Below are 21,872 nucleotides of genomic sequence, written 5' to 3' on the forward strand. Positions count from 1 at the left end.
CCTGGACCACCAAACCCAAGCGCTTCAGACCAACGCTGAATTAACATCACACCCGGATCACCCACTCGGGGCAGGCCAAAGAATCGAGGTGCGACTGCAGCCAGGAGGACGTCGCCATGCCTCGTGACCGTCAGCGCCTCACTCTAGAGAGCGGGCCCAAGCTGGATCTGGCAAAGCTCATCCCGAGTGGCGCGGGCAGGCCGGGCAGCCATATCCAATGCGTGCTCACCTATGGCTCGGGCGAGACCATCACGGCCATACTCAAGCTGTCGGGTTATGGTGGTCTGCTGGAGTTGTCCTTTCAGGGACGGCAGCAGGCATTCTCGCTGGTCTCGGAGCCGAGGCACTTTGGCGGGCTGCAATGGTACGTCATCTGTCCCAGGACCGGGCGGCAGGTCAGAGTCTTGTATCGACCACTTGGAGCAACCGCCTTCGCTAGTCGACATGCCTGGGGCCGCAGGTCTGCCTATACCTCCCAGTTCCTCGACCCAATTGGCCGAGCGTGGCGCACGAAAGCGAAGGTGAAGGCCGCACTGCTCGGAGATGCGGACCCGGATGAATGGGATCTGCCGCCCAAGCCCAAGGGCATGCGATGGGCGACCTATGAGCAGTGGGTGGAGCGCTATGATGCGGCTGAGGAAATCCTCGATGCGCAACTCGTCCTGGCAGCGGCGCGGTTGATGAAGAGATTCTAGCCAGAAATAGAGGAGCGCCCTCGCTCATTGAGCGGGGCGCTCCCATCAGCACACTGATCAAATAACGTAGATACCGTTGTAGGACAGATCGAGATAAGTGGAGAGCTTGGCGAACTCCACCGCTGCGCCCGCACCCGATCCATCCGCATCGTAGTACAGGTATCCCGTCAAATCGTCGTAGATGATGTAATCATCCGCGTCCTGAGCCTCTGAACCGACAATGAAGTAACTGCTACCGAGCTTTGCCGGACTGCTAGGCGAGCCAGCGCCCAGTTGTGTGAAGATGGCGTTATCCAGCTGGATCGTATCATCGAAGGTGTCGTAATCGATAATCGTATCCAGGTTACTGGACGCGCTCAGCTTGTCCTTGAAGATGAAGGTGTCCCGACCCCATCCTCCCTTGAGAGTGTCGTTACCACCGCCGCCGTTAATCTTGTTATTGCCGCTGTTGCCATAGACAGTATTCGCCAGCGAGTTGCCAGTCAGACTGACCGAAGCGGTACCTGACGCTGCCAAAGTTTCCACGTGGATCCCCGCGAGGCCGTAGCTTACAGCGCTGATGATTTTGTCCGCCGTACCACCTGTGGATGTTTCCACCACACGGTCACCCGCGCTGTTGACGTAAATGGTATCGTTGCCGCTGCCGCCAGCGAAATAGTCGGCTCCGGCCCCGCCTTTGAGAATGTCGTTGCCGCCCCCACCATTGATCTGGTTGCTACCGCTGTTGCCATAGATCGAATTGGCAAGCGAGTTGCCGGTCAGGCTGACTGCCGCGGAGCCAGTAGCAGCTAGCGTTTCAACGTAAATGCCGGCCAGACCATAGCTGACTGAAGTGAAAATCTTATCGGCTGTGCCGCCCGTGGATGTTTCCACTACCCGGTCGTTTAGGTTGTCCACGTAGTAGGTATCGTTGCCGCCACGGCCCGCCAAGTAATCGGCCCCAGCCCTGCCATCCATTTTATCGTTGCCGCTACCGCCCCAAATCTGATCCGAGCCAGACAGGGCAGATTTGAAAAGCGCCAGGTCATCGGAGTTTGAGTATGTCGAAGCGGCTGCAACAAGGGCCGTCACAGCAATTTGGGCGCCATCGACAACAACAATCCGTTGGCCGTACACGTATGCCGCATAGCTCGTGACGACCCCACCGGTAGGTATTCCATCAGAGTTGTAGGTGAAGTTGTATCCCCGGAATTCGTCACGGGAGTAACCGCTGGAGTCGTAGTTCACCGAGAACAGGACTGAGGTTCGAGTATATGAATAACCGTAGTATAGATAGCTGAGGTCAAGATTGCTTAAATCAAATCCGTAGGACGCATTCCAGGTAATCGTCGCCATTGATCCCCCCTTTCTGATGAAGCTGCTCTAGGTTGAAAATAATGAAACGCCCCAAGTCGAAGAACTCGGGGCGCTTTCCCTCATGGTGCGTCAGATGCCGTGGAATTCGGCATAGGTCTCTTGAGGCCGCTGGTCATGGTAGCAATAAGAACCTGCTTGGATACGCCGGTGCCGTCCAAGGCCACCAGCGTGCCGTTACCATCGCTCCCAACTAAGGTGTCATTGCCGCTCGTGCCACTCATGCCTGCCCCTTAAGCAATACGGACGAATTCTGATAATCTGAGCCGTTAAGGAGAATGGAAATTCCTCGCTTCCGGAAATATGCCTAGATGCTTACCAGGGCAGAGCCAATAGAACAAAATGCCGCTTGTAAGAGGATATCCTCATCGGAGTTAATCCCGGTGCACTGCTTGGATGATCCGCTTGGTTCAGCCTCTGTTTAAGCAAGAGGATTATAGTCACCCTTTGACAACCCTTCGAGGGGAGAGGGACCATGTCACGCGAACGTCAAGCTCAGTGGACTCAGCGGCTTGAGCGGCTGCAGGCTCTGAGAGAGCGCTTCATGGCAGCCCACAACTATCACCGAGCATACGAAGCCTACCTGAGCATTCAGCGCGTGTACGACTGCTGGGCTGATGAGATGTTCCGCTCGCAGCGCTAGCCCTGCCATAGAGCCGGTCCTATAAACGGCAGCGGAACGCGAAGTGTTCGGGGCCATCCTGCAGGACTGCTAGTTCTGGATAGGCATTGTTGAATGCCTCGGGAAGCAAATTTGGTTAGCCTACTTTGATATGGCTAGCAGGTAGACCCTCTGCCTGGCCTCGTTGAGAACCTCGCAGCAATACTCCCCAGCGCCACTAGACAGGAACGGGTCGAGAGCCACCAACCCGTTGCTTAGGCGCGCGAACTGGCGTGCGGCCTCATCATTGGGGCAATCGTAGCCGGAGTCATCCTGGGAGATGAGTTGAGAACCCCGATAGAGGTTGAAGTAGTAGCGAGGCATAAGACCTCTCCTTTCTCCTGCCGATGATGTCCGAAGGGCTGACATCTTCGAACACTGAGCAACTAAGAAGCAGCCTTAGCGTTATTTTTCGACTGTGGCCATCTCGGCTGGGGACTCGTCACTACCAAGCAGCTTAGCCTTTGGCTGGGTTGGCGACGTTCTTCCTGATTTCAGGAGGAAGGAGCCATGGTGCGAGTTTTTTCATTAGCTATCGCATGTGTCCTTGCTCTCTCTGCTGGAGCGGAGGGCGCACCATCCCGAAAGCGTAACACCTCTGCTCAGGAACGGCCGGCACCTCAGCAAGCGGTGCAGGAACAAGATGAGTTCCTGTCGTGCGATGTGGCCGTCCGCGAGTTCGTTCAGGGGCGAAAAGAAGCCGCTGCGCTTTCCGTCACGGACGTCAAGGCTGATGGCTTGCGGATGACGTTGAGATTCGTCCATCCCTATGGCGAAACCGGAGATACGCCGCCCAATCTCGCCTTCACACGGGGTGAGTCACTTGAAGAGCGCCGCAAGGCATTGAACGAGACGAAGCAACGAGCACGGCTACTGGCCGAAGCGGCTAGAACCGGAAACGTCTGGTACGTCATCGCCGTGAGGAAAGAGAGCAGACCGGGCGAAGAGCGCCGCAGCTCAACGAGCGCCCAGACGAGCGAAGGTCAGCAGCTTTCTGCCGACGCTGTGGTGATGGCGAGCATTGAGGGTCGGTGCATACCAGTTTCGCAGTATGAGGCCGTTCCGCTCAATAGCCTGAGTTCGGATTTGCAACAGGCGCTTGGCCAAAGGGAGCGGGAAGCATCACCGGCTGAGAATGCCCGGCAACCGCCACCGTCCTAAGCATTAGGGCGATTGCATGAACGAACCGTAGGTGCCGCCCTGGAGATTGCGTTAGGCGTGCCCCCTAACAGCTATCGCAGCGCCTTTTGCCAAGAGATTTCGATTCAGAAATCGGCACTGTTGAGCGCCTCCGGAGGCAAGTTTGGCCTGAAAGCGCTCACTTTGGCCAAAAGCCTACTTTGAGATGGGCAAGGTAAAGATGCTCTGTCTGGCTTCATTGAGAACGACAATGCAACACCTCACTGACGCACCGGACAGGAACGGATCAAGAGCCACCAACCCGTTGCTCAGCTGCGCGAACTGGCGTGCGGCCGCATTATTGGGGCATTCATAGCCGGTATCGTCCTGGGAGATGAGCTGGGAGCCTTGATAAAGATTGAAGTAGTAGCGAGGCATAAGCCATCTCCTTTCTCCTGCCGAAGCCCAAAGGGCTCTAGTCGTGCTTCGAGACAGACCCGCTCAATGCCGACGTTTACTCGAGGTGCTTTTGCTCTAGCCGAGCTGCGAGAGCTTGAAGGTGTTCCGGAACAGGTTCTGAGAATAGGTCCTGGTAAATGCTCCGGAGGGAATGACCCAGAACGAAGATGGCCTGCTCTTGGGAAAAGGTGAGGCGATTCAGTGCGTACTTGTCGAAGTCGAAGTTATTGATTGGCAGCATGGATAGCCTCCAGTGCACTCTCTGAACGGCCGAATAACATATGTTAGTCTCAACTCGCGCAGGAGTGAGCCGGTTTCAGCGGGGCTATACGTAAAATTCGGCTTTGCTTTAGCCAAGAGAGTTCGATTCAGAAATCAAGAGTAAGGAAGCGAAAGTGAAGGCACGGCTCGTTGGAAATGAGGATCCAGACGAGTGGGACCTGCCGCCCAAGCCCAAGGATATGCACTGGGCGACTTACGAGCGGTGGGTGGCGCGCTATGATGCGGCTGAGGATCTCCCAATGCCAGCCTTGCCATGGCAGCAGCACGGCTGATGAAGAGATACTAGGCTCAGGACTCGTTAATTGAGGTAGAAGGCGATGGTAGCCGCGAGGCAGATCGCCGAGAAGAACGTGTGAGCGCAGCGGTCATAGCGGGTGGCGATCCGGCGCCAATCCTTGAGCTTGGCGACCATGTTCTCGATCTTGTGGCGCTGGCGATAGAGCACCTTGTCATAGGCAATCGGCACCTTGCGGTTCCGGGTCGGCGGAATGCAGGGTGTGATGTCCTTGTCAGCAAGAGCCTCCCGGAACCAGTTGCTGTCGTAGCCGCGGTCAGCAATCAGCGTGGAGCCCGCCGGCAACGCCTCCAGAACGAGCCGAGCGCCCGTGTGGTCGCTCATCTGTCCTTCCGACCGCAGCAGGATGATCGGCCGCCCGACCTCGTCGCAGACGGCGTGGAGCTTGGAATTCAGCCCGCCTTTCGTGCTCCCGATGCGGCGGGGAACATCCCCTTTTTGAGCAGGCTCGCCGCAGTCCGGTGCGCCGTCAGGTGAGTGGCATCGATCATGATCCGCTCGGGCTGGGGGCCTTTGCTCGCAAGTGCTGCAAAGATGCGGTCGAATACGCCCAACCGGCTCCAGCGCATGAACCGGTTGTAGAGCGTCTTGTGCGGCCCGTACTCCTTGGGAGCGTCCTTCCACTGCAGGCCGTTGTGGATCACGTACACGATCCCGCTGACGACCCGCTGGTCGTCCACGCGCGGTACGCCGTGCGCCAGCGGGAAGTACGGTGAAATCCGCGCCATCTGACGCTTGCTCAGCAGAAACAAGTCACCCATCCAAGCCTCCTCGACAGGAGGCTCTGAATCATACCTCAGCCCAAATTAATAGGTCCTGAGCCTAGCTCTTAGAACAAGCCTTCTAAGGCTTTGAGGAAGCCATCGGTGATGAACAGGCTGACGGTGAGCAGCAAAAGGGCAACTTCAGAGATAATCAGCGCCCGCCGAATAAGCGACAGGAAGAATATGGCAAGGGCGAAGGCAATATAGCTGAAGTCGAAGTTCGACTGCAGCTGGAGGAGAACGTAGGCGACAAAGGCATAGGTGAGGGCCCGGCCAATACGGAACAGGTAAGGCGCAGCCTTTTGAACGGCTGCGGAAAACGCCTCTTCATCTTCCTGCGCCTGCGCCCTGCGCTGCGCATCCCCAAATGACCGCATAGCAATCCCCTCAGTATTCCGCTGGGGAGGTGTAGTAGGGGAGCGGTTGCCGCGCAATAGACTATTTGACATACACTTCGTTACTTTGCGTAATGTTAGTGCGCAGCAACCTACTCGCATGGGGTATTCTTCATCGCCTTATGCCCATCTTGCCCACGCCCGTTGGGGCAATAACCTGATGGCAGCGGCGTAGCTTCGTCTTGCATGCGGGAGGGCAGCAGTGGCGTGTCGTCTCACGATTGAACGAATCCATTTAACTCGGGCCGTACAACCCTCTATCGCCGCTCTGTCATTATTCGTCTTTACAATCGTGCAGGTCGAGAGGGTAGCAGCGCTCGATGTGGGCGTGAGCGGAGGTACTGCTGGACTGGGCGCTGGCGTGGGATCTGGCGGGATCAGCGCCTTGAAGACGGCGGCGGAAAACCGACTGAATCTGCCTATAGTGTCTCCGCACGGCCCCATCAATGACAAGGCGGCTATGCCTGAGAGCAAGCATACCGAGTTAGAAGAGGCTATTGAACGGGAAAAGGACCGCGCCGATACACTGCAGCAGCAGTTGAACGCAGCCCAGCAGCAAGTAGCCACTTTGAAGGCGAGTGAGGCTAGAGCCGCTGAGCTTGAGGATATGCTGGAACAGGAGAAGGAGCGTTCCACCTCGTCTGTCCGCGAGCTTGAGACATTGAAAGAACAGCTCACTGCCCTGAAGACGAGCGCAACCAAGGCAGCAGAGAGCGAGGATGCAGCCGCTTGGGAGAGACAGCGAGCCGATGCTGCGTATCAGCAGTTGAATGTCCTGCAGGCACAGCTTTCAGTTCTCATGGCGGACGGGGCCAAGGTGCTAGCCGACCTCATGCGGGAGAAAGAGCAGAGCGCTCTCACAACTCGACAGCTAGAAGCTGCTCTGAGAACGATTGACGTTCTCGAAAGCCGCACGGAATTCATACCAGGCACTCTGGCTTTTCAGGACCCTACTCTCGTCTTGTTTGGGCCTCCAGTCGACAAGTCCAGCGAAATCATCGAAGAAGCGTCAATAAAGACCCGCGACCAAGATGAGGCTGGGGCCGCTCGCATGTACCAGGAAGCCGCTACTGCGCAACCTGCAGCACAGGATCCGGGTCTTCAGGGCAATGTTCAACCACAGATGCAAGCACCGGGAATTCCAGCGGAAGCAGACACCTTTCAGAAAGGAGACCCTCCTAGCCAGCGGGTTACAACTCCAGTCCGGAAAAGAGCGACGCCGAGATCCCAACGCCGTAAGAACTACGGTCAGGTCCGATGGAGCAGACGCTGGACCGGTTACATGGGAGGATATGGCAACGCCAGAGGGTCACGCACTATCAATGGGCCGGGGATCTGGTGAAAATGGAGTGGGCGAAGGTTCCAGTCCGCTCGCTCCCACCCCCATTCTTCTCTCGTAGTGCCGATGCGCAGTCGGCTTCATGCACTGGGAGGCCTGCTACCATTCTGCTGAGGGTGTACTTGATGCTTTAGAAACGGCGCGGCTGATGAAGCGGCTTTAGCCAAGAGATTTCGATTTCGAAGTCAGCAACATCAGCACCCGTAACTCAAACGCAAGTAGTCGGGCTAGGAGTGTGCTAGCCTCCAAAAAGATCCGTGAAAAGAGCCACGCTCCCAAATTGATTAGTTCAAGTGGGTTCACCGCAACTGATAATTGGTTGTTAGATTGTTGAGGGATCCACGATGAGATATTCTTGCGCTGACGCGGGAGATTTATTGTGAGTCTTCCACGAAGGCCGTGAGCTCGGGAGAGTGTCATGCTCAACAGAGGAACTGTTATCGCAGCTGCATACATTGTCACGCTAACTTTCGGACCTGCACTGGCGCAGGATTTGCTCTCCCCGGGCGGGGGACAGGTTACTGACGAACTAGAGGCAAAAGACGATCCTGGCAGGCGGGAGGCGCTACAAGAAGGCGCTATTACCTACGCGGAGGATTTTAATGTCACCGCGGAAGAAGCAGGACGGCGGCTGAGGCAGCAAGAGGCGTTGCAGGACGTGCTCGCCACATTGCGGGAGCGGGTGGGCTCCGCAGGCATCGCCGGATCGTACATTGAACACCAACCACAGCTTCGGGGCGTGGTGCGGCTGGCAGAGGGGGCTAATATCGATGCAGAAGCTAGGAGGATGATAGAACAGTCCCGAGTGCCCATCGAACTCGTCGAGAGCGCCGGGCCCAGTCTAGAGGATCTGACTCGACGATTGGAAAACGCTCTTCCCCGCCTGCAGGAGCTGGGTGGCGGCCTTGTTGGGGCCGAAGTGGACGAGCGTACAGGTGAAATCGTCCTGTACTATCAGGGTGGTGAGAAGGTCCCACTCGATCCCGAGGCGCGGCGGCGGGTGCAAGAACGGGCACGAGAGTTGCTACAGGTGCCAATTCGAACTGAGGAAGTCAAGACGCCTGTCGGCGACGGCCATACTCGCGGTGGGGCAGACCTATCGAGCTGCACCTCGGGCTTTGTGGTGCGGCATCCATCGACAGGTACGCGTGGCTACATCACTGCAGGTCATTGCCCCGATAACCAGACCTATTTTGAGTTCGGCGGGTTCAGCTACTCGACAAGCTTCGTAGACGAGATCCGTGACGCTGACCAAGATGTGCAGTGGCACACCACTCTGCATATTGAAGAGCCGCGCTTCTATGCTAGCAGTACGCTATCTCATCGCCCACTCTATTCCCAGCGTACCCGCGCGTTTCAGTCGGTCGGAGGCTATGTCTGTCATCGGGGAAAGACGACGGGCTACAGCTGCGGCACGATCCAGAGCAAAACCTTCGCACCCGCCTACACGGATGCTTGTCCAGGCACGACGTGCTTGCCAGTATGGATCCGTGTGTCCGGGGCGAGCTTGAGATGTTTCCCTGGCGATAGCGGAGGGCCGTGGTTCATTGCCTACACTGCCTATGGCATATACAAAGGCCAGGCTTCTTCCGGTACCTCTGCGGCAGATTGTGACTGGGCATTCTACATGGCGTCGAACTATTTCGGCATTTCACTGGTATACGACTAGGATGCAGACCCAGCTGAATGGGATCTGCCGCCAAAGCCGAAGGGTATGCGTTGGGCAACCTATGAGCGATGGGCGGCTCGCTACGCCGCCGCTGAAGACATGCTCGATGCACAACTCATCATGGCGGCGGCGCGGCTAATGAAGCGGCTTTAGCCAAGAGATTTCGATTCAGAAATCAGGAATGGCCGCTACTGCTTGAGAGCCCATTCGCCAGCAGAGATTGCAACCACAGCCAAGCTGCCAAATTTTAAGCCTAAAGTCATCGTCTACCGAGCGGGAAGGAAAACAATGCCGAACGGCCTCTAAGGTTCTCGCTCGGCTGCAAGATTAGAGTGGGGCACTCCTATGGTATCGGTCTGTCGCGGCTTCGCTGGCGGTCTTCTGCTGACTACAATGGCTGGGCTTTATTCAGCGCCTGTGCTGGCGAGCCACCTGCCCAGTTGGCTCTCACAGCCAAGCGGATGGCGGAGTTGCAGCAAGTCAATAGCTACGTCAACAGTACCGTCACCGAAGTTTCCGACATGGAGCAATACGGCCGGGAGGATGTCTGGACATTGCCCAACAGCGGCAAAGGAGATTGCGAGGATTTCGCCCTCCTAAAGCGCAAGCTCCTCATCCAGCGAGGCTGGCCAGCCTCGGCCCTGTTAATCTACGTTGGAGCGACGTCCCAAGGTGAAGCACATGCAGTGCTGACTGTTTCCACGGATCGAGGCGAGTACGTGCTCGACAACCTGACTTCCTCAATCCTGCCCCCCTCTCAGACCGGCCACGTGTTCTATTCTCGCCAGTCAGGACGCGGCTGGATTTCGGCTTCGGGAGCGGGAACCGCTGAGCCGACTGCTGACTTCCCCGTTGCCAATCGAACACATCTGGCCAAAGTCGGCCCACGTGGTCGGCGCGGCTAGCTCTTTCCACGAATTCATTATCTCTGGCTGACCTCTTGCGAGATGTGGGCACCCGGTCCGGATAGTGCTCCAGGAGTTGGTCAATGTGTCTGGTTGCATTGACACCATCTGGCGCACAGTCGCTCCACTGACATGACAAGCCTGCGAGAGAATAAGCAAGCCACAGGGCGTCAAGGTAGAGGGCGGATCTGGGTCGGACACGGCAAGGGTGGGTATGCCTTCGTCAGAGCTTGCGCCTGTGCGCCTGACAGCACTCGGTGGGCGAGGAGCGCCTCGGCCACGGCCAGAACCGCATCCTTGTGCTTGGTCACGAGCATGATCGCACGATCCAACAGGCGCTGCAGATCGGCCTCGATGCGTTGAGCAAAGCGGCTATCGAGGCGCACCAAAGTGCTGGCCTCCTCGGCCCCAACTTGGTGCAGCAGCATACTTCCCAGGCCGAAGCTGCCATGCAGGGCCGAAAGCTCGCGTGTGGCGAGCGCCAGATCGCTCACCGCCCCAGCGCTCGCACCAGCACCCAGCACGATATCGGCGGCCCGTCCAGCGAGGCCGATCACCACGGTATCCTCGATCACGCTCCGGGTCGGGATAAAGCCTGGATGATTGATGCTGGTCATTCCACCACTGGCACCCACCAGCTGCAGCGACACGCTCTGGAGGATGCGGCCTAAAGCCAGCGCCACAACGGCGTGGCCAGCCTCGTGGATGGCACACGCCCGCAACTCGCTAGCACTGCGTGGCTCCGGCGGACTGGCCTCGACGAGGACATCATCGAGCGTGAGAGGCCGGCCAGCGAGCCGAGCGCGCCGGCGGGCGCTGTGTATCACTTGCACAACATCGGCGCCGACCCGCCCCAGCAGAAGCTGCGCTACATGAGCAAGATCGGCGTCAGCGAGCTCACCCTTGAGGTGCGCCCGCAGGATGCCCGTCAGTCCCTCAACATCAGGTGGAGCGATCTCGATCAGCCGGTCGAACCGGCCCGAACGGCGCAACGCGGGGTCGACCTTGTCGATAAAATTGGTCGCGGCGATCAGCACCACATTGGGGCAGGCCTGACGCAGAGCATCGATGCTGAGCAGCATTCCGGTGATGATCGGCGCCCAGAAATCGCTGTTGGTCGATCCACTCATGGACTGTCGGCTCGGCAACGCATCGAGCTCGTCGATGAAACCGACACAGGGGCGGGTTGCGCGCAGAGTGGCAAAGAACTTCTTCTGTTCCTTGACCACCGCCCCGAGATGACCGTCCGAGGCACTGAACCACTCGGACACGCTCGTCATCACGAGCGGCAAACCGGCGGCCTTGGCCAGCGCCTTTGCTAGCGAAGTTTTACCGGTCCCAGGAACCCCGAACAGCAGACAGCTTTCCAGAGCTGCCGTCGGGGTATGGCCAGCACGCCTGTCCTCAACGTCACGGACGATCTGCTCGGCCCAGGTGCGCGCCTCACCGTAGCCGGTGAGCGTCTCCAGAGCAGGGCCATCATCGGCAAATGTCACGCCGGTGCGCGCGCTAGCAGCCCGCGCCAGCCGGGCTGCGATGGCTTGGCGGGTCGAGCCCGGCCGGAAAGCGGCGCAGAAGTCCATCCAGTCGAGGCCGGCGAGGTCGTGCGCGGACAGCGTCACAGCTTCGCCCTTGCGGCTGAAGGCGCGGATGGCGCGCTCGACCAGTGCGGCGTCGGGCGCGGGTACGACAACAGTGACGTCCGCAGCAGCGAGCAGCACTTTCGACAGCTCACGCTCTGGATCAGCGGCAATGCCGGCGACGGTCACACCCTTGTTCAGGGCCTTGGCGGCCTCTTCGGCGCGGTGGAGTTGCTCGTCGGGCCGATGAAGCCGCTCGGACGGGCTGATGATCCGAAGTCCCTGTGAAGCCAAGTGCTTGAGCGCCTCGGATAGCGGCGCGACCCACGCCGGCGAAGGCGCTGCGACAACGAGCGCGAGGGCGCTGTCGCCGCGCTTGAGCCGGCGCAGGAGATCGGGCCCGAGCGCCTGCCGCAGCAGCGGCTTGGCCAGCAGTTCCCACAGGAACGGCCGCTGCCGGGCCCTCGCCTGGCTCAGGAGGCTCTCCTGGCCAGAGGGGGCGGGCAGAGCAGGGCTGCCGTCCTGATCGTCTTCCACAACAAGGTCATCGACAATGTCGGTGCTGGAGAGAGTATGAATGCTCATGATGATGGTCTCCGGCCAGAAGTTCAGCGCCGGGCAGCGAGGCTGACCTCGCTCTGCAAGTCGATCGGGCGGTCGAGAGCAATCGTCAGCACGCGCTCAGTGACCAGCCGCAGCACCGCCCCGGCTGGATCGGTGCTGCAGGCCAGCCACTCGGCGCAGACCTCAAGCGAGGCGCTGCCGCCGAATTCCGTGAGATGCGAGAGGAGGATGAGGCGCTCGCGCGGTGTGACGTGCACGCCGTCACAAGCGGAAACCAACAGTGCATTGGTCAGTCGCGGCTCGGCCCGGATGACGCTCTCCGGCACCAGCACAAGGCGTTGCCCGCTGAGCTCACGGGTCCACTTGAGGTCGAGGATGCGGGCATGCAGGACCGGGTCACGCCAGCAGACGCTCGGTACCGCAACGAGGCTGACGGTACGTCCACTGGTGAACCGGACCGAGCGGAGGACAAGACCAGCCTGCGCCAGATCGAGAGTGTGTGCGAACTTCTCACATTGTGGGTCGTCCGAGACGGAACGGACGCCGGACTTAACGCCCAACACGGCATCGAAGGCAAAGGGCAGGGGAGCTTCGCGCCCGAGGCTGGCGACCACGGCGACACGCGAGGAGGTCTCAAGTGCACTGGAGGCAGTGACGGGAGAAACGTAGTTCATAGGCATAGCTTTCCTGTTCGCCAGCGCAACGAGCGTGGCGGTGATGATGAGAAAGGGATGGGAGAAAAGCGCGCAAGCTCAGGAGCCTGCGCCGACCTGGATCAGATCAGACGAAAGGTATCGATGGTGCAGGTTCGCAGGACCGCGCCGGCACCCTGGGTCGAGCCCGTGAGGCATTTGGCTAATCGGCTCGGGCTCTCGAACGGTTCGTCACGGGTGACGACGAGTTTCGTCTCGTCCGTCGGATGAGCGTTGAGGACGCCCGTGGCCAGCAACGTCGCCCGGTGCTCGCGAATGTAGCGCGGCAGCGTCGTGGTCTCGACAGCGCTCACCTCGCTGCCCTTGTGCACGAGCAACGTGCCGTCAGGCAGCTTTTCCGCGGTGGCCTGAAGGTCGCCGTAGTGCAGCCGGTAGCGGGTTCCAATCGGATCCTCAGCTTTCAGGCCTGGACCACGTTCGCCATCCAATCCGGTCGAATGAGTGAACGGCCCCTGAGGCATCATCGGATCAGGAGTTGAGCTGAGCCGGGATGGCTTCAGGAACTCACTGAAGTCGAAACGCGATGCCGCCGGAGCGACCGTGTGCGGGACGGCCTCACGCTCGAGGACGGGTACCGGTTCGAGGAAGTGGTGCCCCATCGACACCAACAGACGGCGGGCCTCGACAACATAGTTGTCGAGCACGCGGCGCTCCTCCTCGGACACATGATTGCGTCTGGGAGACACACCGATCACCAGATCGAGGTGCGGGGCATGCTCGAGAAGGCTATTGAAGCGCCACTCCAGGTGCTTGCCTGCGGCTTCAAACCAGCCCGGCTGCTCGCAGCCGAAGATGATGACGAAATGCCAAGCGCGGTCGGAGTCGTTGATCTTGCGCATCAGACGGTGGCCCACGTTCTTGCCCTCGCCGCACATGACGTAAGGACGTTGATCACTGGCATTCGGCAAGCCGATCGCAGCGTAGCAGCCCGTCGAATTGAGGACAGGTAGGGAGATCTCATGAGGGAGATCTTCGACGCGCATGACCATGACGGTCGGAACCCAGATGGACGCGCGCTGTTTGACCGGACCCCTCAGCTTGATGAGGGACATCACGACGGACGTGAAAGGTGGAAGGTTGTTGGACATGAATGCAAACCCTTGACGATGGCCCACACCGCTCCGTCGGCAGGACAGTGCCGTGACTGAACCCGCCAGGCAGGCAGCAGAGGAGGAGCGTTAGGGCCGGAGAGATGAGGGGTGAAACGGCTCAGGCGCGGCAGCCGGACGGCTGCGGGCACAGGACCTTGCCGCACGGGATCGCCAGGATCGCGCACGGACGGTTCATCTCAGTTCGACAAGGGGCTTTCAATGCGCGCACAAGCGCGCTACTGCATACAGCAGCCATGGTCGGGTCTCCTACGGACTCGGACTGTGGTCAGGCACCCTGTCGGTGGTGGTACACCGGCAGGGGCCGCCCTGAATGGGCGGGCCGTTGCCACATCGGCTTGGCTGTAAGATAGCGGAATATTGGATTATTGCAAGTATAAATTCCAATAAACAGAGACGTTAAAAATCTATTAACGGATGCGGATAAGTAATCCCCTCCGACTCGCTCCGAAAGTGGAACTGTTGTGACGGGCTGAAGGAATTCAGCCCCGCGGCTTGCCCCAATAGAGCGTAAAACCAATGCGTCCACCGCTCTGGCCACACCTGCATGATCTTTATCGGTGGGTTGTTCTTCCTGGAGCGGTCACACGCGACAAGATACACCAAGAGCGCAGGGGATCACTCAAGACCAATCGGTTGCCGCTCTGTTCGCGGACCGATGGCAAGCCGTGATGGATCCGCAGAGGCAGATCGTATTCTGCGGCTTGCATTAGCAAGTTCCGATAGCCAAGACGTATTGCTCGAGAGCAGAGGATTGCCACGCTAGGGTGATTCCAGCTCTTCGCACGCATCGTGCGATGATCAAGCTTCAGCGCGTTTGCGCCCGGCTGTCAGGCGCAAGGAGCCGTTGGCGCCTGTGACCTTGGGCTGATCCAAGTTGAGGTTGCCGAGCTTCCAGGATTGCAGCACCACAGAAGCATCCCCGATCGACTTCGGCTTCACGCCACCGTCTGTGGCGCGCTCAATTGAAAGGACCTTCCCGCTCCAGTCGAGCAGCAGGCGGTCGTCGGGTTCAAATCCCGCGCTGTCCCACAGCTCCCGCGGCAGGCGGATGGAGGTGTAGAACCGATCCGGGCGCTTGGCGTCCGCAATGGATTTCACCACGACCGCAGCGGATGGGATCTGTCCCTCTTTGACCTCGGCCTTCCGCTTGCGCCCAGCCGGCCGTGGCGCCTCCTCCAGCTCTGGTACAGACGCTGGCTCAGCATCGACGGCTTGCGTCAACTCGGGGCCGGCCTCAGCCTTCATCACAGACTGCTGCTCGGCTACAGGATGCGCGAGATGCGGGATCGCCTGGATGGCACCGACAATCTGCCGAAGACCCCCTGAGAGACCCTCCGTCGACTGGATGAGGGCAGGGGCCAAGCGTGCGATGGCTTCGATCTGCTGGCCTCCGAGAGCCACCAGCTTGCTCACCTGCTCGGCCATGAGCTCCATGGTGGAGCGGAGGCTTTTCAGATCCGCGGCCATCCCGGTCAGGGCCTGCTCCACCTCGGGCGACAGGGCAGGGGACGACATTGGCTGGGGTGCAGCAGCTGGAGCGGCGGGGCGAGGGGGCTGCCCCTCCTTGGGGCGGAAGACCTCCGCGGCCAGGGCCTCAGGCTTGCCCAGGTGGCGCGCCAGGATCTCAGCTGTATCCTTGTGGCGCGCCTTCATCGGAGCCGCCTCGCGATTCGGTTGCCCTGCCGGCGCTGCAAACCCGTGGCGGGGAGCTTCAGTTGCCCGCCGACGTTCAGTATCCCGCGGTCTCGCCAGACATGCAGGGCATAGATCATAGGTGCGATCTCGCCCCAGAAGCCAGCCGCGATCCTTGAAGTAGCCCTTGATCACGTCATCGCTGACGGACTGATTGGCTTCATAGCTGTCACTCTTGGGACACTCAGCACAACGAGCGGTGAACCGATACTTTGAGGGGACGCCACCGCTACGGGTGATATGCGGCTCGAACTGACGCACGGGACGAGGCATCTTGCTTTTCTCAACAATAATAATCGCAGGTAGCTTTATTCGATGACGAGGCTTGCTGAAGGGCGCCGATCTGGCCCGTCATCCTGAAAATCACAGGGATGAATGGGGGAGCTCTAATGCAATTCTCGGCGAGATCCAAGCGCATACCTTCACCGATGGCTTGCACGGATCGAGAAGATTAATTTCGCTGAGCAGAGCTGCCTTGATCGATTGGTCGATCGGCTACTGGTCTCCAACAGCCGGTAGACAACGAGGAGCAGGACTGGTTCTACAACAGAGAAAGTTCGTGTTGCGGTCGTGGCAGGCCGCAGGGGGCATGAGGTTGGCGCGATCGAACTTGTGTAGCAAGTCCCTGCGTGTGGTCACAGGCTTTGGGGCCTGCTAGTCCGTGAATCGAGCTCCATAAGAGACGCCGGTCGTCCAAACCAACCGGACGCTGGCTGCGGCTCCTGTGTCCGGGATCCGCAGCTCGAATTCGATGGGGAGATCGGCAGGACCGTCGATCTCAAGGCGCACTCCGGTCTCAGACAGATCCCAGACGGTGCACGCGATTGGCGTCCGGACAGTCTTATGCGCAATCCATCCCTTCAGATGAGTGGGTAAGCGCTCGTGTGATCGACGCTCGGACAGTCCATGGGCCATGCACAGAATCCTTCATAGAAAGAAGGCCTCTTTAGGAGAGCAAGATGGCGTGAGGCTTTCTTGGCTCTGCGGCAGGAGATGGCTGCGCTGGTGCCCGGCAAAGCGCCAGCGCCAGACAGGTCACAATTGTGCGACGAGAGCAGGAAGAGTGCGGTCGCCGCTTTGCTCTTGCCCGCTAATGAAGCGGCCTGCTCTCGTGGCAATGACCTTGCGGAGGTGGAAAAGGCTCAGCGGCGGCGCTGAGGCTGCAATGTCCGAGCCAATCTGCGGAGAAGTTCGTCCTCAGCGTTTGAATCTTCCGCTGGAGGGATCGGGCCGCGATGGACCGGAGAAGCTGACGGAGCCTTGTGTTCAGGCTGGGGAGGCACAACTCGTCTTGGTGCAGGCCGCTGCGTTGTTGCTGCGGGAATGCGGTTCTCCAGCGTATCCAGCAGGCTATCGAGGGTTGTATTGGAGAGCGGAATCTCAATGAGTTCGGAAAGCCCATGAAGGGCGATCGACTGGTTCGTGTAGCGCAGGTCGCTGGTCACCTCGGGTCCGAACCAGGGCAGCGGAGAGAACTCCCGGGCCTGAGGCTCGTGTCCCAACTCCACCGAGATCACCGGAAACACACTTGGCGCCAGGAACTGATCGATGTGGATCTCCTGAGCGCCAATAGTGAGAGTACTGCGGACGTAATCCACTCCGCCGGCCACTACGTCCAAGAGAGCATCGGCATGAGACTGAGGAACCTCAGTCCGCTCCTCTTGAGGACCAGCCGGTCCATTAGTCCTCAGAACGAGGAAGCTCCTGTTTTCCGTGACTTGAACATAGGAATTGCGATCATCCTGCTGAGGGAAATAGCCTTCGGTGAAGCGAAGGCTGCCTGTCTCCCTCTGGATGAGACGGGCCAAGGAGGAGGCAATCAGAAACCGACGGCTGGTGCTCATGGACGAATGCTGTGAAGGAGAGAGAATGTTCTGCCTCTCGGTACCAAGAGACAGATGGCACGGGGAGGCTGCGGATGCCTGACCCTACAGTCAGCCACGATAAAGACACAAGAAAGTCACATTGCCGCAAGCGTTTTCTTGGCTCTTAAACGCTATGTCCTTTTGCATAAGTTTTTGACAAGAAGTCTGTAGCCGTTGCTGTGGCAAGAGGCGATGTCATGACTGCACCCGCCCGCTAGGCCCAAACGTCATCAACAATCACATTGCCAAACGGGCGCCATCCAGACATGACAATCCCCTGTAGCCACCAAGGTGACATTGAGTGGACGGTCGTCATCTTCAATTCCGGAAGCCTCCGCCAGTCATGCGAGCGGAACGTCTCGAAGCTCGGTTCTGTAGTGCTTCACACAATCCGGTAGACCTGGCCGGTGTTGGCATCACGGTACAGATCAACGGTTGTGCCATTCCAGTGATAGTCGAGGTGCCGACCCTGAATGGGGTTTGCGGCGCAGTCTGGATAAAACAGGCCCACGCACTCACCACCTGGATAGCGAACGCTCGGATAGACGACGCCATCCGAGCGTGTGGCGCGAAGCCGGGAACCCAATGCTTGGCTGGCCCCGTAATCGTCGGGCAGGAGAAGTCCCGATGAGCCAGCCTTATTTCTCAGATCATGCAGTTGAGCATTCACGTCGAGCACGATCTCCCGAAATTGGGAGGTCCACCCAGCCGGTTCGTTGGTGCGGGCCATGAACTGCCCATGGTGATGAATCGTCTCGAACAGGGCAACCTCAAAGGAATTGCCCACGTAAAGGACGCCGAATGTGCCATCGCTGAATCGACTCGGCCGATCAGTGCTCACATGAGTGAAAGGTGCCATAAGATAGCTCGCCCCTGGACCGGCAACGCGCCGTTTCTCAGGCACGAGATCAAGATTGCCAATGGTCTCCATCAAGCGCGGATTTGTCTTTTGCTCGGCGGAGATGATGAGGGGCCAATCAGCTGGATCCGCAATGTCTTCGAAAAGGTCGATCGGCGGAAAAATGCTTCTGATGATCCGAACTGAGCCGCGCCAACTGATTTCGGAGACGGGGATCGCATCAATATCGATCACCAGGTGCCTCGCTCGGCATCCAGGTAGCGACGAACGCGCATCAGGTCGGTGAGTTCGCCACCGAGCATCACCTCAAGTGCCGACCTGTTGGCGAATGCGGAGTTCGGCGCCTTGATCCAGGCATAACCGCGCTGCGGTTCACGGAAGATGATCCGCAGGGCCTTATGGATGCCCATGAGATTGGACAGCCGAGCCTTGCCATCCCGATCGATGCGCCCGAGGTCACCAGCCTTCCATCGCCGATAGGTTCGCACCGGTAAGTCGAGCAGGGTGGCCGCCTCGTCGTCAGTAATGTCCCACAGGCGAAACAGATTGAGGGCTGCGCGAAACGTTGCAGCAGCCTCATCGTCGGTAATCGGCGCGGGCCGGAAGTCCTTCGGTGCAGTGTCAACCGGCAGCAAGGCAGCCATAGCAGCATCTCCCATTTGGCACTATATAGCTACTTCAATGCCAAATGGCAACATTCTGTTCCGAGCTATTGGGAGCCCACGATGCTCAATCAAGTTCAGACAGTGGCAGGGGATCAAGGCTTCACGCTCACGTCAGGTATTTTGATGATATAACATCTCGCACAAAACATTCTGACAAGAAGTCGGCGACTGATGCTACGTCATGTTTGCCCAGCCAGGAGGCCTCCATCGTTCAACGTCTAGATCTGGTTTGCTGTTTTCCCGGTGGGGAGTCGACGGAGGAAACGCTTGGATGCGAATCCTCAATCTGAATGAAGTAGGCATTGATTAGAGCCACAACCTTTCGGCCCAGCGCCTGATCCTCTTCAAGGCTGTCTGTATCGAGGATCTCGAGTCGGATCTCGAAATCAGGATCACAAAATGAGAATGGCCGGATCCTGCGCGTTATCTTCTCGCAAGCTTTCCAGAAACCAGCCCTCATCCGGATTTGGGTCTTCTACATCGAAACCCGCATTCAGGCTCTCGACAATATACCTCGCCAGACGATCATTGATCCTCGTGCCATCGTCTTCGCCAAAGATGATCCGGGGCTCGCCTTGGGGGTCCTGAATGACGTGCTGCCTATCCCGTCCAGGGCGGGCGATAAAGAGGGTCCATTGTGACGATGGGCTCATGGGCTATTCTTCTCGTGAGCTTCGTTGAAGACCCCAGCAAAGCTATGTTTCTGCATCACGCACCGCCCTTATACGGCTGCTTCAGTCACTGATTTCGCATCCCTCTCACATGCCCTGGTCGGATATGGCAGCGCAGCAGAGCGAGTGGTGCCGTTCTCACACGACCAAGCTCCAGAACGAGCTTTTGCGGCCATGTTGGGCTTTGAGACGTCTCATGTAGACATCATGAGCCTCGAACCTGCCGAAATCCTCGATCCGGCCAGCAAGGTTTTCACACTCCTCGAGGTGGCGAGCGGCATGTTGATACCGCTTGGTGCGGTTCCGCTCCAGGGCAAAGTCGATCAAGGCCCGGCGAAGAACAGTGGCCGCAAGAGGATGTTTCGCCTCCAGCGCAGCCGCGGCTGGCGCTAGGATCTCGTAGAAGTCACCATTGAGTTCGTCTGCACGGGCAAGCACCAGGTGCGCGGCTTGGTCCAGCGCTGGCCAGGTCACCAGAAAACCCAATGCATAGTGCACACTCGGATGGCTCAGCGCATGGGTAATGGCCCGCTCTTCAGCCTCAAGATCCTCAAAGTCGGGCAGGCGCTTGAGATAGGAGCGCAGATGTTCCGGGTTGAGCGCGCGCTCGAAACAAGCCCAGCGAAACGCCTGCGCCTCATCTGCTCGTCCGAGGGTCTCGAGAACCTCAAGCCGAGTCTGCTCCCATTCGATAGGGATCCAGTCAGGTCGGTCCTGATCGACGGCATTGATGGCAGCCCAAGCCTCCTCCGTGCGGCCTGCAGCCAAGAGCCGTTGCGCGATCTCCACAGCAACACCCGGAACGCGCCGTGCCTTCTCACTTTGCTGTGCAATGAAGGCGTCCACATCCCCCTGAGCATCCGCAATCGCCTCCAGCGCCAGTCGAACAACGCTGCTGCGATGGCGCTCAGCCAGGTCATCGGCGTACAAGGGACCACCCATCCCCCAGCCGATGACCTTCCGGTCTTCAGCACGAGGCTTCTGTCGTGGCTCCTGCGACAGTTTGAGGATGAGTTGCTTGAGGTGGTCGAGCCCTGGTGGACCAAGAGCCGGGGCCAGAACCTTGATCAAGCCGTCGTACTGACCATACTCGTTCTCAGTCAAAGCACGGTAAGCCTGCTCGGCCAGCACGTTGGGGGCGGCATTCGCTGAGTTGGCAATCTCCCTCAGATCGCGGCAGGCAGATTGAAAGACGGCCATCACGCTTCCACTGCTGTCGTCACAGCGATCGAAGATCGAATTGGCCAGTGCCATGAAGCGCCAGAGGAGATCCAGCGCTTCAGCTGCATCGACTTTGGCTACCTGAGTGATCGCCTGTTTCTGGGTCTCGAGATCCGCGACAAGGGCTTTGCGGTGCTGCCAGTCGACAAAGGAGCGGGATCGGGCAATGGCTGTCAGGCGTTTGCGGATCTCCTGCGCCATGTCGGCCGGGCTGGCGGCGCCAGCCAGTTCCAGCCGCAGACGGCGTTGGGCTGCCGCATTGCCCCGGCTGATCTCGATCAGCAACTCAGCCAGGCGCTCGGCCCCGAGCGCCTCGAGGTTCTTCGCGTTCAGAGTCTTCCGTGAGGCCATGTCGCATCCAGTGCGTCTAAGGCTCCCATTTATGCGATCCAACGGATGACGATCAATCCTGCGTAGGTTGCTGGTGGGAGGGTGCCCTCGATAGCATATATGTAACACCATATAACATTTCGCATAACAAACATTATGGAACCTGACTCGGTTTCATGGGGAAGGAAGTGTGCAAGGCTATCGTGAGCCATCCCTTCCGATGCTCCTCGATCCACATCAGCCTTTGAATACGACTGGCTTGATTCATAAGACTGCTACTCACTTGCCAGCGGCCTTCCGCAGGGCTGCATTGATCCGGTCCTGCCAGCCTGGGCCGTCCTGCTGGAAGAACTCAAGCACATCCTGGTCAATGCGGAGAGTGACCGTCTCCTTGACGCCAGGAATTGATGCAGGTTTAGGCGGCCCTTCAATCGGCTTCGTTGTTGCCTTCTTAAAGGCTGCCTCCGCAGCCTTCAGTGGATCGCTCGGACGGCGCCCACCTGGTGATCTCGACATCTCTTCCTCCCCTTAGACGCGGTCTCTTACGCCGCCGCTGACAAGCATCGTACGGCTTTCCAAAGGTGTCGGGATCTGTCGCAACAATTTGTTTCAGAGTTTCAGCTAATCCTCCTTGAGCTCAGCGAAGGAGGGTAGCGTGTTCAAG

Annotated in this window: 25 protein-coding genes; 8 read left to right on the forward strand and 17 right to left on the reverse strand. The window is 58.9% G+C overall.

Annotated elements, in window-relative coordinates; translation table 11 throughout:
* Positions 1 to 116: 116 nt before the first annotated feature.
* Complete coding sequence (locus DC522_RS23930; protein WP_116531118.1) at positions 117 to 695, forward strand: hypothetical protein; 579 nt, start codon at positions 117 to 119, stop codon at positions 693 to 695.
* 57 nt (positions 696 to 752) lie between these two features.
* Here the strand turns inward: DC522_RS23930 and DC522_RS23935 are convergent, their stop codons facing one another.
* A complete protein-coding gene (locus DC522_RS23935; RefSeq protein ID WP_116531119.1) occupies positions 753 to 2,030 on the reverse strand; it encodes a calcium-binding protein in 1,278 nt (425 codons plus the stop codon).
* Positions 2,031 to 2,523: 493 nt separating this feature from the next.
* On the opposite strand from DC522_RS23935, the gene DC522_RS35005 reads away from it, so the two are divergent.
* On the forward strand, positions 2,524 to 2,691 hold the full coding sequence (locus DC522_RS35005) for a hypothetical protein (protein WP_165820282.1): 168 nt from the start codon (positions 2,524 to 2,526) through the stop codon (positions 2,689 to 2,691).
* 120 nt (positions 2,692 to 2,811) lie between these two features.
* Here the strand turns inward: DC522_RS35005 and DC522_RS23940 are convergent, their stop codons facing one another.
* A complete protein-coding gene (locus DC522_RS23940; protein ID WP_116531120.1) occupies positions 2,812 to 3,033 on the reverse strand; it encodes a hypothetical protein in 222 nt (73 codons plus the stop codon).
* A gap of 186 nt (positions 3,034 to 3,219) precedes the next feature.
* On the opposite strand from DC522_RS23940, the gene DC522_RS23945 reads away from it, so the two are divergent.
* Complete coding sequence (locus tag DC522_RS23945) at positions 3,220 to 3,870, forward strand: hypothetical protein (RefSeq protein WP_116531121.1); 651 nt, start codon at positions 3,220 to 3,222, stop codon at positions 3,868 to 3,870.
* Positions 3,871 to 4,044: 174 nt separating this feature from the next.
* On the opposite strand, the gene DC522_RS23950 is transcribed toward DC522_RS23945, so the two are convergent.
* Positions 4,045 to 4,266, reverse strand: coding sequence for a hypothetical protein (locus DC522_RS23950; RefSeq protein WP_116531122.1), 222 nt, complete (start codon positions 4,264 to 4,266; stop codon positions 4,045 to 4,047).
* A gap of 76 nt (positions 4,267 to 4,342) precedes the next feature.
* The gene (locus tag DC522_RS36965) at positions 4,343 to 4,528 is read right to left on the reverse strand and encodes a NepR family anti-sigma factor (RefSeq protein ID WP_116531123.1); all 186 of its coding nucleotides are present in this window, start codon (positions 4,526 to 4,528) and stop codon (positions 4,343 to 4,345) included.
* Between the two features lie 154 nt (positions 4,529 to 4,682).
* On the opposite strand from DC522_RS36965, the gene DC522_RS35010 reads away from it, so the two are divergent.
* On the forward strand, positions 4,683 to 4,841 hold the full coding sequence (locus DC522_RS35010) for a hypothetical protein (RefSeq protein ID WP_165820283.1): 159 nt from the start codon (positions 4,683 to 4,685) through the stop codon (positions 4,839 to 4,841).
* A gap of 26 nt (positions 4,842 to 4,867) precedes the next feature.
* Here DC522_RS35010 and DC522_RS23960 read toward each other — a convergent pair.
* Positions 4,868 to 5,625, reverse strand: a protein-coding gene (locus tag DC522_RS23960) for an IS5 family transposase (RefSeq protein WP_116531124.1) whose coding sequence is annotated in 2 segments (ribosomal slippage) — positions 4,868 to 5,292 and positions 5,292 to 5,625 — 759 coding nt in all. Because the reading frame shifts where the segments join, the coding sequence is not laid out codon by codon here.
* Between the two features lie 68 nt (positions 5,626 to 5,693).
* Positions 5,694 to 6,005, reverse strand: a complete 312-nt coding sequence (locus DC522_RS23965; protein WP_116531125.1) for a hypothetical protein — start codon at positions 6,003 to 6,005, stop codon at positions 5,694 to 5,696.
* Between the two features lie 403 nt (positions 6,006 to 6,408).
* Here DC522_RS23965 and DC522_RS23970 point away from each other — a divergent pair, with 403 nt between their 5' ends.
* The 3 genes from DC522_RS23970 (at position 6,409) to DC522_RS23980 (ending at position 9,936) form a co-directional block, all read left to right on the forward strand.
* On the forward strand, positions 6,409 to 7,365 hold the full coding sequence (locus DC522_RS23970; RefSeq protein ID WP_133239357.1) for a hypothetical protein: 957 nt from the start codon (positions 6,409 to 6,411) through the stop codon (positions 7,363 to 7,365).
* A 415-nt stretch (positions 7,366 to 7,780) separates the two neighbouring features.
* Positions 7,781 to 9,031: a hypothetical protein gene (locus DC522_RS23975; RefSeq protein ID WP_116531127.1), complete on the forward strand. Its 1,251-nt coding sequence runs from the start codon at positions 7,781 to 7,783 to the stop codon at positions 9,029 to 9,031.
* Positions 9,032 to 9,363: 332 nt separating this feature from the next.
* On the forward strand, positions 9,364 to 9,936 hold the full coding sequence (locus DC522_RS23980) for a transglutaminase-like cysteine peptidase (protein WP_245444465.1): 573 nt from the start codon (positions 9,364 to 9,366) through the stop codon (positions 9,934 to 9,936).
* A gap of 170 nt (positions 9,937 to 10,106) precedes the next feature.
* On the opposite strand, the gene DC522_RS23985 is transcribed toward DC522_RS23980, so the two are convergent.
* The 7 genes from DC522_RS23985 to DC522_RS24015 all read right to left on the reverse strand — a co-directional run bounded on the left by DC522_RS23985 (position 10,107) and on the right by DC522_RS24015 (position 18,321).
* The gene (locus DC522_RS23985) at positions 10,107 to 12,101 is read right to left on the reverse strand and encodes an AAA family ATPase (protein WP_116531129.1); all 1,995 of its coding nucleotides are present in this window, start codon (positions 12,099 to 12,101) and stop codon (positions 10,107 to 10,109) included.
* 23 nt (positions 12,102 to 12,124) lie between these two features.
* Positions 12,125 to 12,754, reverse strand: coding sequence for a hypothetical protein (locus tag DC522_RS23990; RefSeq protein ID WP_116531130.1), 630 nt, complete (start codon positions 12,752 to 12,754; stop codon positions 12,125 to 12,127).
* Positions 12,755 to 12,855: 101 nt separating this feature from the next.
* Positions 12,856 to 13,881, reverse strand: coding sequence for a hypothetical protein (locus tag DC522_RS23995; protein ID WP_116531131.1), 1,026 nt, complete (start codon positions 13,879 to 13,881; stop codon positions 12,856 to 12,858).
* A gap of 822 nt (positions 13,882 to 14,703) precedes the next feature.
* Entirely contained in the window at positions 14,704 to 15,558 is an 855-nt protein-coding gene (locus DC522_RS24000) for a hypothetical protein (protein WP_245444467.1), read from the reverse strand.
* 693 nt (positions 15,559 to 16,251) lie between these two features.
* Positions 16,252 to 16,512, reverse strand: coding sequence for a PilZ domain-containing protein (locus DC522_RS37390; RefSeq protein ID WP_116531133.1), 261 nt, complete (start codon positions 16,510 to 16,512; stop codon positions 16,252 to 16,254).
* Positions 16,513 to 16,739: 227 nt separating this feature from the next.
* Positions 16,740 to 17,441: a hypothetical protein gene (locus DC522_RS24010; RefSeq protein ID WP_116531134.1), complete on the reverse strand. Its 702-nt coding sequence runs from the start codon at positions 17,439 to 17,441 to the stop codon at positions 16,740 to 16,742.
* 403 nt (positions 17,442 to 17,844) lie between these two features.
* The gene (locus DC522_RS24015; protein ID WP_371680361.1) at positions 17,845 to 18,321 is read right to left on the reverse strand and encodes an RES family NAD+ phosphorylase; all 477 of its coding nucleotides are present in this window, start codon (positions 18,319 to 18,321) and stop codon (positions 17,845 to 17,847) included.
* Here DC522_RS24015 and DC522_RS37395 point away from each other — a divergent pair.
* Positions 18,202 to 18,507 (forward strand): hypothetical protein, encoded by a 306-nt coding sequence (locus tag DC522_RS37395; RefSeq protein ID WP_371680363.1) that lies wholly within the window; start codon positions 18,202 to 18,204, stop codon positions 18,505 to 18,507. The two genes, DC522_RS24015 and DC522_RS37395, sit on opposite strands and share 120 nt — an antisense overlap.
* Positions 18,508 to 18,551: 44 nt before the next feature.
* On the opposite strand, the gene DC522_RS24020 is transcribed toward DC522_RS37395, so the two are convergent.
* From DC522_RS24020 to DC522_RS24035, 4 genes are all read right to left on the reverse strand, one after another.
* Complete coding sequence (locus tag DC522_RS24020; protein ID WP_116531136.1) at positions 18,552 to 18,965, reverse strand: MbcA/ParS/Xre antitoxin family protein; 414 nt, start codon at positions 18,963 to 18,965, stop codon at positions 18,552 to 18,554.
* A gap of 413 nt (positions 18,966 to 19,378) precedes the next feature.
* On the reverse strand, positions 19,379 to 19,639 hold the full coding sequence (locus DC522_RS24025; RefSeq protein ID WP_116531137.1) for a hypothetical protein: 261 nt from the start codon (positions 19,637 to 19,639) through the stop codon (positions 19,379 to 19,381).
* A gap of 156 nt (positions 19,640 to 19,795) precedes the next feature.
* Positions 19,796 to 21,229 carry a DUF6880 family protein gene (locus DC522_RS24030; RefSeq protein ID WP_116531138.1) on the reverse strand — a complete coding sequence of 478 codons (1,434 nt, stop codon included), beginning with the start codon at positions 21,227 to 21,229 and terminating at the stop codon, positions 19,796 to 19,798.
* 258 nt (positions 21,230 to 21,487) lie between these two features.
* A complete protein-coding gene (locus DC522_RS24035; RefSeq protein WP_116531139.1) occupies positions 21,488 to 21,724 on the reverse strand; it encodes a BrnA antitoxin family protein in 237 nt (78 codons plus the stop codon).
* Positions 21,725 to 21,872: the final 148 nt, after the last annotated feature.

Origin of the sequence: Microvirga sp. KLBC 81 (genome assembly GCF_003075415.1) — a bacterium.
In the GTDB taxonomy this organism is placed as follows: domain Bacteria; phylum Pseudomonadota; class Alphaproteobacteria; order Rhizobiales; family Beijerinckiaceae; genus Microvirga.